This window comes from Psychrobacter glacincola (genome assembly GCF_904846075.1).
GTDB lineage: Bacteria > Pseudomonadota > Gammaproteobacteria > Pseudomonadales > Moraxellaceae > Psychrobacter > Psychrobacter glacincola_C.
The window spans coordinates 283,623-298,444 of the sequence record NZ_CAJGZH010000002.1; the positions used below are offsets into that span (position 1 = coordinate 283,623).

Annotated in this window: 12 protein-coding genes; 4 read left to right on the forward strand and 8 right to left on the reverse strand. The window is 43.4% G+C overall.

Annotation, left to right across the window (positions count from 1 at the left end):
* Positions 1 to 22 precede the first annotated feature (22 nt).
* From JMW85_RS07305 to JMW85_RS07315, 3 genes are all read left to right on the forward strand, one after another.
* Positions 23 to 1,702, forward strand: a complete 1,680-nt coding sequence (locus JMW85_RS07305; protein WP_055125815.1) for a carbon starvation CstA family protein — start codon at positions 23 to 25, stop codon at positions 1,700 to 1,702.
* A gap of 123 nt (positions 1,703 to 1,825) precedes the next feature.
* On the forward strand, positions 1,826 to 2,119 hold the full coding sequence (locus tag JMW85_RS07310) for a cory-CC-star protein (RefSeq protein WP_201581316.1): 294 nt from the start codon (positions 1,826 to 1,828) through the stop codon (positions 2,117 to 2,119).
* 33 nt (positions 2,120 to 2,152) lie between these two features.
* Positions 2,153 to 3,172: an ArsA family ATPase gene (locus tag JMW85_RS07315; protein WP_201581317.1), complete on the forward strand. Its 1,020-nt coding sequence runs from the start codon at positions 2,153 to 2,155 to the stop codon at positions 3,170 to 3,172.
* A gap of 34 nt (positions 3,173 to 3,206) precedes the next feature.
* Here the strand turns inward: JMW85_RS07315 and JMW85_RS07320 are convergent, their stop codons facing one another.
* Entirely contained in the window at positions 3,207 to 4,847 is a 1,641-nt protein-coding gene (locus JMW85_RS07320) for a DUF3482 domain-containing protein (protein ID WP_201581318.1), read from the reverse strand.
* Between the two features lie 129 nt (positions 4,848 to 4,976).
* Positions 4,977 to 6,341 (reverse strand): DUF2868 domain-containing protein, encoded by a 1,365-nt coding sequence (locus JMW85_RS07325; RefSeq protein WP_087815396.1) that lies wholly within the window; start codon positions 6,339 to 6,341, stop codon positions 4,977 to 4,979.
* 240 nt (positions 6,342 to 6,581) lie between these two features.
* Here JMW85_RS07325 and JMW85_RS07330 point away from each other — a divergent pair, with 240 nt between their 5' ends.
* Positions 6,582 to 7,373: an SDR family oxidoreductase gene (locus tag JMW85_RS07330; protein ID WP_087815398.1), complete on the forward strand. Its 792-nt coding sequence runs from the start codon at positions 6,582 to 6,584 to the stop codon at positions 7,371 to 7,373.
* A gap of 117 nt (positions 7,374 to 7,490) precedes the next feature.
* Here the strand turns inward: JMW85_RS07330 and JMW85_RS07335 are convergent, their stop codons facing one another.
* The 6 genes from JMW85_RS07335 to JMW85_RS07360 all read right to left on the reverse strand — a co-directional run bounded on the left by JMW85_RS07335 (position 7,491) and on the right by JMW85_RS07360 (position 14,639).
* Positions 7,491 to 9,035 carry a bifunctional 2-methylcitrate dehydratase/aconitate hydratase gene (locus tag JMW85_RS07335; protein WP_201581319.1) on the reverse strand — a complete coding sequence of 515 codons (1,545 nt, stop codon included), beginning with the start codon at positions 9,033 to 9,035 and terminating at the stop codon, positions 7,491 to 7,493.
* A gap of 144 nt (positions 9,036 to 9,179) precedes the next feature.
* Complete coding sequence (locus JMW85_RS07340) at positions 9,180 to 9,806, reverse strand: GNAT family N-acetyltransferase (RefSeq protein ID WP_055125822.1); 627 nt, start codon at positions 9,804 to 9,806, stop codon at positions 9,180 to 9,182.
* A 71-nt stretch (positions 9,807 to 9,877) separates the two neighbouring features.
* The gene (locus tag JMW85_RS07345; protein ID WP_227681708.1) at positions 9,878 to 11,731 is read right to left on the reverse strand and encodes an ABC transporter ATP-binding protein; all 1,854 of its coding nucleotides are present in this window, start codon (positions 11,729 to 11,731) and stop codon (positions 9,878 to 9,880) included.
* 22 nt (positions 11,732 to 11,753) lie between these two features.
* Positions 11,754 to 12,692, reverse strand: a complete 939-nt coding sequence (locus tag JMW85_RS07350; RefSeq protein WP_087815406.1) for a 5'-nucleotidase — start codon at positions 12,690 to 12,692, stop codon at positions 11,754 to 11,756.
* Between the two features lie 14 nt (positions 12,693 to 12,706).
* Complete coding sequence (gene prpF, locus JMW85_RS07355) at positions 12,707 to 13,948, reverse strand: 2-methylaconitate cis-trans isomerase PrpF (protein ID WP_201581320.1); 1,242 nt, start codon at positions 13,946 to 13,948, stop codon at positions 12,707 to 12,709.
* 13 nt (positions 13,949 to 13,961) lie between these two features.
* On the reverse strand, positions 13,962 to 14,639 hold the full coding sequence (locus tag JMW85_RS07360) for a tetratricopeptide repeat protein (RefSeq protein WP_087815410.1): 678 nt from the start codon (positions 14,637 to 14,639) through the stop codon (positions 13,962 to 13,964).
* Between the last annotated feature and the right edge of the window lie 183 nt (positions 14,640 to 14,822).

The window sequence follows — 14,822 nt, forward strand, 5'->3', positions numbered from 1 at the left end:
TACTTGTCTAAGGAGAGATAAGATGAATAGTGCAATCGTGCTAGTGTTTGCTGTTGCCGCGATGCTTTGCGGTTATCTGTTTTACTCAAAATTTATCGCTACTAAAATCTTGGCATTGGATAACAGTATCCCCACGCCAGCGCACACTATGAAAGATGGGGTGGATTATATCCCCACCAATAAATATGTGCTATGGGGACATCATTTTACTTCAGTCGCAGGAGCGGCGCCGATTATTGGTCCTGCCATTGCCGTTATTTGGGGCTGGGTGCCTGCTATCATTTGGGTAGTATTGGGCACGATTTTTATGGCAGGTGTCCACGATATGTCAGCCATTTGGGCAAGTATGCGCAATCGAGGTCAATCGATTGGCTCGATTGCCGGTACCGTCATGGGTACACGTGTACGTAGCTTGATGATGATCGTTATCTTCTTATTATTACTCATGGTGAATGCGGTATTTGGTGTCGCTATTGCTAATATGATGATAAAAACCCCATCCGCTGTGCTGCCAGTTTGGGGTGCTTTGATAGTCGCCTTTATCATCGGTCAGTGTATTTATCGCTACAAGATGAATCTGGTTTGGGTATCAATCATTGGGGTCACGGCTTTATATGGGCTTATCTATCTTGGTCCTATGTTCCCTGTCGTATTACCTGAGACATTCTTAGGCTTACCTGACAATGCTGTTTGGATTATTATCTTGTTTGCTTATGCGGCAATCGCTTCTTTATTACCAGTTTGGATGCTCTTGCAGCCGCGCGATTACATCAATGGCTTACAGTTATTTGTCGGTCTAATTTTGTTATATGCCGCCATCTTTATTGCGACGCCGAATATTGTCGCGCCAGCGATAAACACGGCATTGCCAATCGGTACACCATCTATGGTGCCTTTATTGTTTGTCACCATTGCTTGTGGTGCAATTTCAGGCTTTCATGGTTTGGTGGCAACGGGTACGACGTCTAAGCAGATTGATAAAGAAGAGGATGTGCGATTCGTTGGTTACTTCGGTGCCATGGGTGAGGGGATGCTGGCACTTGGTGCGATACTCGCGGCAACAGCAGGCTTTGCAACCCTTGGCGACTGGCAAGCCGTTTATCAAAAATTTGGCGATGGCTCTATTGGTGCCTTTATTGATGGCGGTGCAACCATACTGAATGCAGGCGTCGGCATTGATATGGTTTTATCACAGACGATGCTGACGGTAATGGCAGCATTGTTCGCTGGCACCACGATGGATACTGGAGTACGTTTGCAACGCTATATTTTCCAAGAGTTTGGTGAAATTTATAAACTACCTGTTCTAAATAAAAGTGTGGTGGCAACATTGCTTGCCGTTGGTAGCTGTTTGTTGTTAGCTTTTGGTGCTGGTGGCATCGATGGTGCTGGCGGTATGATTATTTGGCCGTTATTTGGCACGACGAATCAGCTAATGGCCGCATTAACCTTGATGATTGTTACTGTCATCTTGTTACGTAAAGGCAGACCTGTGTGGTATACCTTGGGGCCATTGTCATTTTTACTGGTCATGACGGTTTTTGCGTTATTGATTCAGCTAAAAACCTTTTTCAATGATGGTAATTGGCTGCTTATTATTATGGATATCATTATCTTAATAGCCACGATTTTAGTGACGTTTGAGAGTCTATCGGTACTCCGCAAAGAATGGTCAATACACAGAGGCAAAAGTAACCTCTAAGCCATGTTGAATGCCTAGTTAAATATTTACTGAAATGTATAAAAAACGCTAGCAGCAATTGCTGGCGTTTTTTGTCTCATATAGGCATGATAGTTAATAAGCATCCGCAAAAGAAGAGTGATTATGGAAAACACGGATATAACAAAACCCATAAAAAATATTGAGCCATGGTGGCAACGGTTTGTGGCTGGGTTAAATGAGTTTTATCATGCGCCTTATCGTCAGACAATGGCACGCGCCGCGCGTGATGAAGAAGATTTTTTCATGCTACTCATGTTTGCGGAAAGCTTGGGTATCGACAATCCGGCAAGCTTTTATACATTAGAGTTGCAGCCATTGTTTTTAGAAAACTTCCATGAATGGCATACCAGAATGGGTATGGATAGATGCCCTTTTGACCACGTAGGTTGCTGCTAGTTTCCTTTGAATTCATTAAAATGAGATACAAGTATGGCATTACACCCTTTACCCGCATTGGTAGAGCAACTGGCAACCCAACCGATTATATTTATCGGTGGGAAGGGCGGTGTCGGTAAAACCACCACTGCCGCCGCACTTGCCAGCTATTATGCCAATCATGGCAAAAAGACACTGATTGTCTCGACCGATCCAGCACACAGCTTGGGCGATGTGTTAAACGTCCCGCTCAAAAACCAAAAAACAGCAGTAACTTCTTGTCTAGATGCTATTGAACTAAACCCTGACGTCATCGTTGATGAGCATTTTGCCCAAGTTGAACGCACCATCACCTCTTATGCCAATCCAGACATGATGCCAAAAATTCGCGAGCATCTACGGCTATCAAAATCAGCACCTGGCGCACAAGAAGCCGCCATGCTCGAATCCATGTGTCAGCACTTGGTTGCAGCAGCAGATGCTGGCTATGAGCACGTCATTTTTGATACCGCACCGACGGGACATACACTGCGTTTATTAGTGCTGCCTGAAATGATGGGGGCATGGACGGATGGATTGCTAGCGCAGCAGCGGCGGCAGGCAAAACTGCGCTCAGTGGCAAATCATTTAGGCAATTATGAACCACACAATAACAAAAATGACTTAGCCAATCCATTTGCCGCAAACAAAACTGACCGCTGGGAGCAAGCAGTATCCGTACTAGAGAAACGCAAGCAGCTGTTTCGTCAGGCAGGGTTGCTACTGCATGACCGTACACAAACCGCCATAGTATTGGTTATGACAGCTGATGTACTGCCACTGGCTGAAACAAAGCGAGCGATAGCTCAGTTAGAAGACAGTAAGCTCATGCCAGCCGCCATCGTTATCAATCAGTTGATAGAACCGACCCAGTCTGATGCGTTTTGGCGTCATCGAGCTGAACGCCAACAGCAATTAATGCAAGATATTGAGCAAAGCTTTCCCAAGTATCCGCTATATCCCATTTATTTGCAGCAAACGGACGTACGCGGCACTGTTGCACTAGGTGCTCTATTGCGACCAGTACTTAAATAATAACATCTACAACTTTAGTCAAACTTGACGATAATTACTCAGGTTTATATGACTGTAGCTTACTTGCCAGCGACCATGCCATATCTGCTCGTAATAGCTGCGCTTGTTCAGACTTACCACTACTGAGTGATGACCATTGCGGTTTACCACGAGCTTTTTTTAGCTCACTGGGCAATTTATGTGTTGGCCATGGTGTGACAGTGGTGCTTTCGTCATCTAACGACTGTTCAATACTGGATTTCTCACCTTTATACAGCAATTGCGTGGCATCGGTTGCCGCATGACCGCGATGGCGCAGGGCGGTGAGTAAATCTATCGCTCGCGTGGCTAATAGCGTTAAAGTAGCAGGATCGATATATAAACGTTTTACCCCAGTGATTCTATCGGCAATACTACTGGTATTAGATAACAGCCCACCTGCGATACCGCCAATGGCAGCACCTAATCCTAAAGTAGTGCCAAGTGCTGCAGCATCGATGCCAAGACCCAATAACGCGCCAGCTGCCGCGCCAGAAGTGGTGCGAATACCGTAACTTTTTAGCAGCTCAGGGTCAAACGGATCTTGTTGATAAGCTTTTAGCTCAAGTGGCGTTGCTGCTACGTCATTGTCATAAAACTTATATAAATTGAGCAAGTTGTTCTGCATCGCACGTTCGCTTTGGCGAACAGCTTCTTGCATTTGCTGTAATACTGGCATTGGGTCGTCATCTTCACTAATCTCACGAACAAAAGCAGCAACATTGATTAAAAAATCAGCAATGATAATATTGGCCTCGTCATTTAGCTGTGCCCAGTCTTCAGTACGACGTGCCATCAACTGCTCAAGCATCTCTGAGTGAGTGAGCATAGTCGCAAGATTTTGCCATAGACGCATCTCATCGTTAAATTCAAAGGCAACAGAATCAAAGCGCGTTGAGATATGTAAATTACGTCTTGCCAGCATGGTCTGCCACTCATCTATATTGGCATCTTGAGCGTCAGTGAAATTAAATACTGGCATCACAGGAATCGCTGCCCAAGATAAAATAGCTAACTCGTCTTTATATTTACCGAGTACTGGCTCACGTGCATCGACGACATAAATGGCCATATCACTTGCCAGCAGCTGCCGAATCACTTTGGCCTCTTGGCTATAGTCCTCATTGCTATTTAGCGCATCACCACCTTGGGCAATGTCTGCTGCCAAAAACTGTTGCAAACGCTCAATGCCATCACGCCGACTGGCAGTATTGTCCTCCAACCAATCCATCAATCCTGACGCATCTTCTAAACCCGGTGTGTCATACAATACCACCAACACTTCGCCCATTTGGCTGTCTGTTAATTTGGCTTGCTCTACATGACGGGTAGTTGCGGCTTCGTTTTTGACTTCACCAAAATAGACGTCACGCAATAGTGTACGTAGTATGGATGTCTTGCCCGTATTGGTATGACCAACGACGGCCAATTTTAGCGGTTCACCACTGGCGATGGTTTTCCTTGTCATACTTGTCGTTGTTGTTAATGGTTCAGTTGATAAAGGTTGATTGTCTTGAGTTTCCACTGACTCAGTTACAGCTGATTTTAAAGTGCTGTTTGCGGTGTTAGGGTTAGGGGTTGCCTCATAAGCCTTATCTGCAAAGAGACCAGCAGGCTTATTGTGTTCATAATTCTCTTTTTTATTATCATTATTCATAATATCGTCTTATATTTATTAATGACCAAACATACAGTGGCTTTTATTGTAGAACAAATTATGCGCTATTTCGGTATTAATACTAACCATTTGTCTTAAGTAACTGATAATCCCATTTTGGCTAGTCAATCAATTATTCACTAGACCAATTTTCCGAGCGGCAAGGGCGGTTTGCCACTGCTGATAACGAACATCTTGATTGTCTGCAACCTGCTTGGTTAACTCTAAAGCGCTTGAATCACTCAGCAACTGCACAATGAGCCCATCTTTTGCATGGCGGGCGATTTGATCAAGTTTGCGTAGCGTACCACGGTCAGGTAAGGCCTTGCTATGAATACCTAATAGTACTTGAACGGGATGATTGTCTAAATACGTCTTCAGACGTGCCATATCGTCACGATCATCAACGATACCGAAATTCTCTATCTCGCTATTATTAATATTGGCATCCAGACCTGCAAGCCACCAGTTATCTTGCTCTGATGGATACTCAAGCAAAGCAACCAGCTTCTTGCCAGCGCTGACAGCTGCTTTTGGCGCAATAGACGCAGGCACTTCTTTAAAGTCATCAGCATCTACCACCTGACGTTGCCAAAAGTTTAAAATCTTTTGATAATAAGGCTGCTTGATGTCCAACCGCATCTTTTTACGACGGAACATCAATGCGCAAAACGCCCAAGCAATCGCTCTTGGTACAATACCGTACATCAGCAAACTACCAACCAATAAGCCTGCCCATTGCCGCGCAACAGTCAATGGCATCGCATCAGTCACCAAGCGACTCTGTACAATAGCGTTGCTATTTGGCACATCAAACCCAACCATACTTGGTAACCAGCCAAGTACCTGTGTCAAAGTAATTAGCGCTTGATCGGATAGTAAAGTCGACTCCCAGCTAAAGCTATACTGACGCACAATCAACAGGAAGATAATCGCCAGCAGCATGCCCGTCAACGTTGCCAGCCATAACTGATGACTAAAGCGCCCCAAATACCAGCGCATCCCGCTATGCTGTAATTGGCGTTCGTACAAACCGACTGCCGCCTTGGTAACATCATCCTTGCCACGTATCAGATAATTGGGACTGACAAAATTGGCAAACCAATTCGAAGACGGCTTGCCTTGATTAATCATGCTCATCACCAGCCAGCCTAACAGCATAATAGTATGAAAACCCAGCAAGCAAACCAAGACATAAAAGAAATTCACCACATTGGTCTGTAGTAAGGTGAATAATCCCAAAAATCCCGAGAGACACCACACCACGCTCATGACCACCATGATGCCTTTGATACGCCCGTCAATTTTGCCCAATACTCGTGCCAGCACACCATTACTATCGATGCGTGAGGCTCGGCGGTGCAATTTTTGAATGGGTTTGCCATCCTCACCTTGTAGTTTTTCCGTGATAAGTAGCGGGTCAGTGGCAAAGACATGTTGCTGCGTCTCAAGCGTGCGTACCAACTCAGTCAATTGATCTTGGGGTGATAGCATAATGCGATAACATCCATATAAAGGCGTTTATGTAGGAGATAATTCTTGATTATTGTAGCGTATATATGAGGACACGCCTTCGCCAAATGTTAAAAAATGAACATTTATTAAGCATTTTTATCATGGTAAAGACAATAAAAATCAGCCAAAATGAATAATGAACAAAATGATAATGACAATAGTGTAAAAAAACAGAGGGTGAAAAAACGCTGTTAAAGAGAATCCAAAAAAGGAATCATCATGAATAACAGAACGTATCTAATCGTTGGCGGTACAGGCGGCATTGGTAGAGCGATGATTGAACACTTATTAAATGGTACTGCCAGTGGCAATGAGGATGAGAATGCGAATACCGATAATTGTGGAAAACAGGGTATTCATGTTTTTGCAACTTATCATCACAATGTACCTGATTTTGAGGCTGACAATCTGCATTGGATATCCATGAACCTCTGCGACGAACAGAGTATCCAACAAGCAGCCGAGGTTATTCAGCAGCAAACCACTCATATTGATTGGATTATCAATTGTGCAGGGTTATTACATACGGCGACGCAGCAGCCAGAAAAAGCGCTGCGTCAGGTTGAGACTGATTTCTTTTTACAAAACATGCAAGTGAATGCCTTAGCCAGCTTACTCATTGCCAAGCATTTTAGACCACTATTAGCCAAATCTGCGCGTAGTAATGATAAGCCCGCAATCTTTGCGACGATATCTGCACGCGTTGGTAGTATCAGTGACAACCAACTGGGCGGCTGGTATAGCTATCGTATGAGTAAAGCGGCACTCAATATGGGTATGAAAAACCTGAGTATTGAATGGAGTCGCTCGCTCAAAGACGTGTGCGTGGTTGTCATGCAGCCAGGAACGGTAAATACGCAACTATCCGCCCCTTTTCAAGGTAATGTGGCCGAAGGTCAGTTGTTCTCGCCAGCCTATAGTGTGGAATGCTTATTAGAAGTGCTTAACCGTATGACAGCGTTGCAATCAGGAAGCTTTGTTGACTGGGCAGGGGAATCCATACCTTGGTAGTTTTTAGAAGCTAGCTATTAATGGATAAAAAAAGGCGTGTCGTTGTCATTATATTAAAGACAATAACACGCGCTATGTTATTGATAAGATAAAGGTAATTTTCAAATAGGCAAATGCTTAATTCGCCATAAACAAGTCCATAAACTCATGTACAGGTGTGTGCTCTAAGCGGGTTTGATCGCTACAAAGCGCAAAAATATCCTGACAGCGACTGTCGATAAAACGCGTTGCTAAACTGGCACGAAACTTGGCTTCTAATACAGGAATACCTTCTTTGCGGCGGCGCTTATGTCCGATAGGGTATTCGACAACAACCTTGTCGGTACTGCTACCGTCTTTAAAAAATATCTGAATGGCATTGGCAATCGAGCGCTTGCTTGGGTCATGGTAATCTTTTGAATAACCCGCATCTTCTTCTACGATCATTTTGCGGCGTAGACCATCGATCAAAACATGGTGCTGCGCATGATAATCGTCTTCATAATTTTCTGCCATTAAATCTCCAGTTAGCAAAGGCACCGCGACCATATATTGCAAGCAGTGATCTCGATCAGCAGGGTTGGCCAATGTGCCTTCTTTAGAGATAATTCTAATCGCGGATTCATGAGTGGTCAGGACAATTTTTTCAATATCGTCGATTCTGTCATCAATGCGTGGATGTAAAATAACAGCAGCCTCACAAGCAGTCTGCGCATGAAACTCGGCAGGAAAGCTTAACTTAAATAAAATGTTTTCCATCACGTAACTGCCAAACTCACGCTGGAAAGTAAAATGACGCTCGTTTGCAGGTTTAAGGGCTAAGTCTTTGTTGGTATGGCTAAACAATACATCATAAAAACCCCATTGCGGTGCGGAGAGTGCCCCAGGGATACCCATTTCACCGCGACGGGTAATATCAACCAAGCGTACCGCACGACTGGTAGCGTCGCCTGCCGCCCAAGATTTACGGCTACCGGCATTGGGTGCATGACGATAGGTACGCAACGCCTGACCATCGACGATCGCCTGCGAGATGGCAGCCATGATACGCTCACGTGGCAATTTATAGAGCTTGGCGACCACAGCAGTAGAGGCCAATTTAACTAAAAACACATGATCAAGACCCACACGGTTGAATGAGTTTTCCAGTGCAAGTACCCCCTGAATCTCATGCGCCATAATCATAGCCTCAAGCACCTCACGCATGGTTAATGGCGGATGATTGCGACTGACACTTTGTTGGCTGATATAATCGGCGACTGCTAGGATACCGCCTAAATTGTCCGAAGGGTGTCCCCATTCAGCAGCCAGCCACGTGTCATTATAATCGAGCCAGCGCACCATACAGCCGATATCAAAGGCGGCTTTGATAGGGTCAAGGCGGTAAGAGGTGCCAGGCACACGCGCGCCATTAGGGGTAAGCTGATCGGCACAATCAGGACCCAGATGCTTAGTACATTCAGGGAAACGTAGCGCAAGCAGGCCGCAACCAAGCGTATCCATCAAGCAATGACGCGCAGTATTCCAAGCATCTGCGCTATTGGGGGAGTCGTTATCTATCGAATAATTAAGTACATAATCAGCAATCTTTTGAATCTCAATGTCATATTCTGGACGGACATTGCTTTCTACCGTTGCATCATTTTTATTTGAATTTGTTGTATCTAAATTATCATTTGACATGGTTGTCTCCTCTTCCTTGAGTGTGCTACTTCCTTGACCCATTATCTCGGTCATTTTTTTAAATTAGCCATCATTTAAAAGTAGCATACTCAATATGAAACAACCAAACTGAATTATGTTAAAAATTAAAACCTTGTGGCGCGCTTAAATCATCAAATATAGCAGACCTAACACAAATAAAGCCGCCATGATAAACAGCAGAAAACTTAATACTTTGTTCGTTGTGGAGGCAGACTCAGTACGCTCTTTTTGTACTTTGTTTTTCTTGGCAACGTATAGAACCATTTTCACATGCTCTATGTTATCTTCGAGATAATGATCGCCTTCAGGTACAAACCCCAAGGACTCATAGAAGCTAAGTAAGTAGGCTTGTGCAGAGAGTATAATTGGGCGCTTCTTACCATATTTTTTACGGCAGTGCGCTATGGCATGAATCATCATCTGCCGTGCTATACCGTCACCTCTGTGCTCTGATAATACCAACACTCTACCGATGGCAGGCATAGCAGTATGATTGGTCTTAATCGTAGGGTCGGCGACCGATATATTGGATTTTAATTTATTAAATTCAGGCGGAATGATACGGCAGTAGCCTACCAACGCCTCGTTTTGATGCGCGATAAGATGTAGGCAATCAAAGTCCACCTCATCCATATCTTGATAGGCGCAGTTTTGCTCAACCACAAACACTTGTGATCGGGCTTTTAAAATATGATACAGATCAACTGAGGTCAGCTCATCAAAGGTTTTGATAGAAAATTCACAAGTCATAGTGGGCTAGCTTCTGGATATAGGCGGTAAAAGATTGGCATTATAACGATTTAGGCACAGATTAACCATTCCTAACCCTTTAGAGTCTGGCTGATTTTATCCAAATTTAAGCTGTCCGACATGGCATTGAATATCTCAAAATACTTGCCGTGTTTCTCGTATAGCGCTTCATGCGTACCGGTTTCAACCACGCGACCATCTTCTATCACGACCAAGTCATCCGCATCGATAATTTGGGCAATATTATGCGAGACCATGATCACGGTACGATCTTTTTTGATGAGATCTAGACTTTTCTTCACTTGTTGGCTGGCGATGGCATCGAGGCTAGCGGTTGGCTCATCCAAAAACACAATGGGTGGATCTTTTAAAAACATCCGTGCCAGCGCGATACGCTGCTGTTGACCACCAGACAATGACTTTGCTGTACTCTCATAGCCTTCTGCTAAATTAATAATTTGCTCATGAATGGAGGCTTTTTTTGCTGCAATGATAATATCTTCCTCAGTCGCATTCATATCACCATAGCGGATATTTTCGCTAATCGTACCGGAAAATATATGATTACTTTGTAGTACCAAGCCAATATTTTGACGCAATTCATGAGTATCGCAGTCGGCTAAATTATGTCCGTCTAGCCATATGGTGCCGCTATCTGGCGCATAAAACTTTACCAATAAGCTGATAATCGTACTCTTGCCAGCACCACTTAAACCCACCAGCGCAGTAATACGATTGGGCTTGATAGTAAAGCTGACATCTTTTAGCGCTTGCGTGCCATTCGGATACGTGAAATCAACGTTTTTCAGCTCAATATGACCTTTTAAATTTTTACTACTTCTGCCCGTGATATCTTCAACTTGGCCTTCATCTTCTAATATATCAAAGAAGCCTTCAGCGTAAGTCAGGGCATTATTAATCTGATCATAAATACGATGCAATTGGCGGATAGGGGCGGCGACGTTTTGGAATAGCATGACATGGAATAAAATCATACCGATGGTCATCTCGCCTTTTAAAACAAAGTAGGACGTCAGCAGAATGATTACCACCACACCAATCTGCTCAATAAAGGTCTTTATCGCATCATAAATAAAACCAATACTGCGAATGCGCAGCTGATTGTCAGTCATGTCTTTTTGAATGGTTAAATGTTTTTCTGCTTCTATCGACTCACGAACAAAGGATTTTACCACGCTGATGGAGTTGATCAAGGAGATAACCAAGCCACTTTTGGCTTCTCGATAGCCACGCATCTGCCGACGGAATCCTTGTAGACGCCGCGCTTGTTTTTGGCTGATGAAGAAATAAATGGGAATGATAATAAGACCGACCAAGCCTATCCAAAAATTGGTCGAAAACATAATGATGAGTGAGACGATCGCACTGGCAAACAGCGGTAGCATATCGATAAAGAAGTTTTGCACTAAGCTTGTAAGACTACTAACGCCATAATCGATACGCGTTTGCAACTTGCCGCTGTCGTTTTCGCTACTGGTATAAAATGCCATGCGGTAGGTGAGGATGCGCTCAATGATTTTTTGCGATAAATCACGCGAGAGATTGATACGAATTTTCTCACCATAAAAGCGCTGACCAAAAGAGATAAATATCGACAGTATCTCTTTGGTTAAGAGTACGGCACTGATGATACCTAGCATACGCACGCCTGCCTGCCACGGCTCGGCAAGCGTGGCAATTTCGGTCAAGGTATCAACTGCATAGCGCAGCACAAAGGCATTAACTTGCGCTGTAAAGGAGCCAAGCACCGTTAGTATCAGTGTGGCAATAATTAAAACTTTATATGGCGCGGCAAAAACGGCAAGCTTTTTGAGGATATCCCATAGTAGAGCCCGCCGCTCCGTTTTTTTGAGTGGCGGCTTTTTATCTAACTGCACATGGCGTGGCTGGGGAGATGTTGGCATGTATTTTTATGAATATTAGTAATTAGCTTTCATTATGTACTACTTTATTAGCGATTCCAAAAGGAATATGAACTGATGGCAATACACCAGATGATTTCAAATGTGTCATCTGGTCGTCAAAAAAGATATGAGGCTTTAATATCTCAAGAACCTTTGATTTGTCTACTCCGCCCATAAAAAAAGCTTCATTTGCAAGAATACCCCATTCACGCATTGTGTTAATTGCACGTTTATGTGAAGGTGCGTTTCTTGCAGTGACGATAGAGACTCTTACCATTGGTTCATAATTAGGGTTTTCAAGCTTATAATCATTTTCAAGTTTTTGAATATGAGAAATACGGTCAATAAAATTCTTTAGTGGTCCTGGATTATGAGCTATATCAACCTTAGTAGACTCATGGAGGTGAAACTCATCAAGGTTTTTATTTTCTTTATAAACACTTTCAGATTCATCGTCGATTATCACGCCATCAAAATCGAATGCTATTCTCAATTGCGTATCTTCAATATTATCAGAAATATCTCCATGTAAAATCTGACCTGCTGGGTAACCTGCCTCTATTGCTTGTTTAACGTCTCCCTCATTAGCAGATAAAAATAATTCAATATCAAAGGCTGGAATATATTCGTGTGCTGATCGACCTTGCAAAAAAACCGCACGAGTAATAGAAAGGTTATAATGTTCAATTGAGTTAATAACCCTGAGGCCGGTGTCAGGATCATTGCGTGATAATAAAATAACTTCTACTAACGGATCTTTAAGCAGCTCATTTAGCTTCAATAGTCTCCTGATAAAAGGGTAGGCGACCCCAGTATTAAGAGCATCATCTTGATTCTTTCTCTGATATTCTCTATAGGCTTGCTCGCCTTCTGTCCTGAATATACTATCTGATTCTTTAAGATCAAATAATGCGCTTGATGAAATACCGATAACTAGTTTTTCTGTAAGATCGTAAGCCATTTAAGTCTCCTTAACTAAAAAGCATCCGCTGGTACAAACACTTCACCAACCATAATACGGCGTGCCGAGCGGCTCATCGAGACTTTTTTGGCTTGCCAGCGTCCATCGACTTGCTCGGTTTTTCCACCTACAAGTAAGGTTCCTGAAGGGTGACCAAAACGCACCTCGGTCAGCTCGCCTGCACCTGCTGCTTCATTGACCAATGTCCCTTGCGTGGTCGCTGCGGCGGCAATAGCGACCGCTGCTGTGCCCATCATCGCATGATGCAATTGACCCATACTCATCGCCCGTACGACCAGATCAATATCATTGGCATGAACGGCTTTGCCACTTGAAGCGGTATAGCTTTGTGCAGGGGCAACCCAAGCAATTTTAGGAATATGTTGACTGGTTTGCGCTTCACTGACGTCTTTAAATAGCCCCATCGCCACGCCGCCCTTTGCGCGAATCATCTCAAGCTTGGCAAGTAGCTCACCATCGCCATTGATGTCGCCTTGCAACTCAGTACCGGTAAAGCCCAAATCTTCTGCTCTCATAAAGATGGTTGGGATACCAGCACTAATAAAAGTTGCCTTGACGCTATCAGTATTTAGACTACAGTCAGAGACATCAAAATCATCGACCAAGTTGCCAGTGGGGAACATGTCACTTGATGAATCAACGGGATCAATAAATTCGATTTTGACTTCGGCGGCTGGGAAGGTGACGCCGTCTAGTTCAAAATCGCCGATTTCTTGTACTTGCACTTTTCCTTGCTCATCAGTATAAACAGGTACATGAGCGATAATCGTTTTACCGATATTTTCTTGCCAAATACGTACTTCGCAAATGACGTTATCCGTACTTTCATTAATACTATTAGCCACTTTATCGGCATCGACCAAACCCATATTAATGGCACAAGCACCTACCGCAGCGGTTAAATTGCCACAGTTACCAGCCCAATCAATCATTGGTTTGGCGATATTGACTTGTCCAAACAGATAGTTCACATCGTGGTCTGAGCTAGAAGACTCAGATAAGATTACCGTTTTTGAGGTGCTAGAGCTGCCATTGCCTAGACCATCTATTTGCTTGCCATAAGGGTCAGGGCTACCGATGACACGTAGCAGAAACTTATCGCGCGACTCGCCAGCAACTTGGCAACGCTTTGGTAAATCAGATAGTTTAAAGAATGTACCTTTTGAGGTGCCGCCACGCATATAGGTGGCGGGGACAGATAGTTGTGGGGCAAAAGCAGGGTTTGGTCGGGTCATTTTTTTATTCCTATTATTTTAGTACGATATATTCATCACCGTTTTGAATGACCATTGTTAATGATTCAATAGATTGCGGCGACAACATATTTAAAGACTCACTGGTTTCTTCAGAGCTTTGTGCAGCTGCTTGTTGCAGCCAATAACGTGCTTTTTCTTCATTTTTTCGAACACCCCATCCGTTTAAATAGGCTGCTGCTAAAAAGTTCTGTGCCTGCAGATCGCCTTCTTTTGAGGCAATAGACAAAAGCTTAGCAGCTTTAGTCAAATCTTGCTTGGTACCCCGTCCTTTTATATACATAAGGGCTAAAGTTGTCACGGCATGAATAAATCCACTTTCAGCGGACAAACTGTACCAGTAACACGCTGCTACTAAGTCTTGACCGACACCATCACCAGTATGAAATTTAAGCGCCAAGAGATACTGCGAAACTGGGTCGCCTTCATCAATGCCAGGTCTCAAATCGGACTTAGCCATTTCAAGTTGTTCCCGTCGAATTTGTATAATACTATCAACGGATTCTTGTATATCGCGGCCGGTACGTACATTAGAAACCCAACAACCAATAATAATAGCAATAACGACAATGGAAATAGAGACGTCTACCATTGATAAATCAGTGAGACTACTACAACCGCTAAGATTCAATACAGAAATCAAAATAATAAAAGTTCTATTGATGTTTTTCATGCCACTTCTTATGATAAAAAATGACAATTATACTAAATAGAAAAACAAATGTTTATTTTTTAAGAAAATTCATTTAAATAAAGTACGATAAGTAATGTATTTAATGGATAGAAGCCTAATAAGACTAAAGAGTATCAGAATCTATTGTGAGACTACTAAAAAAGCCAATGCCATATAAATATA

Bases quoted from the DNA above. Each gene is read 5' to 3' on its own strand.
- JMW85_RS07350 (WP_087815406.1), bottom strand. From the start codon at position 12,692: ATGGCTTACGATCTTACAGAAAAACTAGTTATCGGTATTTCATCAAGC.
- JMW85_RS07360 (WP_087815410.1), bottom strand. From the start codon at position 14,639: ATGAAAAACATCAATAGAACTTTTATTATTTTGATTTCTGTATTGAAT.
- JMW85_RS07330 (WP_087815398.1), top strand. From the start codon at position 6,582: ATGAATAACAGAACGTATCTAATCGTTGGCGGTACAGGCGGCATTGGT.
- JMW85_RS07325 (WP_087815396.1), bottom strand. From the start codon at position 6,341: ATGCTATCACCCCAAGATCAATTGACTGAGTTGGTACGCACGCTTGAG.
- JMW85_RS07345 (WP_227681708.1), bottom strand. From the start codon at position 11,731: ATGCCAACATCTCCCCAGCCACGCCATGTGCAGTTAGATAAAAAGCCG.
- JMW85_RS07310 (WP_201581316.1), top strand. From the start codon at position 1,826: ATGGAAAACACGGATATAACAAAACCCATAAAAAATATTGAGCCATGG.
- prpF (WP_201581320.1), bottom strand. From the start codon at position 13,948: ATGACCCGACCAAACCCTGCTTTTGCCCCACAACTATCTGTCCCCGCC.
- JMW85_RS07315 (WP_201581317.1), top strand. From the start codon at position 2,153: ATGGCATTACACCCTTTACCCGCATTGGTAGAGCAACTGGCAACCCAA.
- JMW85_RS07320 (WP_201581318.1), bottom strand. From the start codon at position 4,847: ATGAATAATGATAATAAAAAAGAGAATTATGAACACAATAAGCCTGCT.
- JMW85_RS07305 (WP_055125815.1), top strand. From the start codon at position 23: ATGAATAGTGCAATCGTGCTAGTGTTTGCTGTTGCCGCGATGCTTTGC.
- JMW85_RS07340 (WP_055125822.1), bottom strand. From the start codon at position 9,806: ATGACTTGTGAATTTTCTATCAAAACCTTTGATGAGCTGACCTCAGTT.
- JMW85_RS07335 (WP_201581319.1), bottom strand. From the start codon at position 9,035: ATGTCAAATGATAATTTAGATACAACAAATTCAAATAAAAATGATGCA.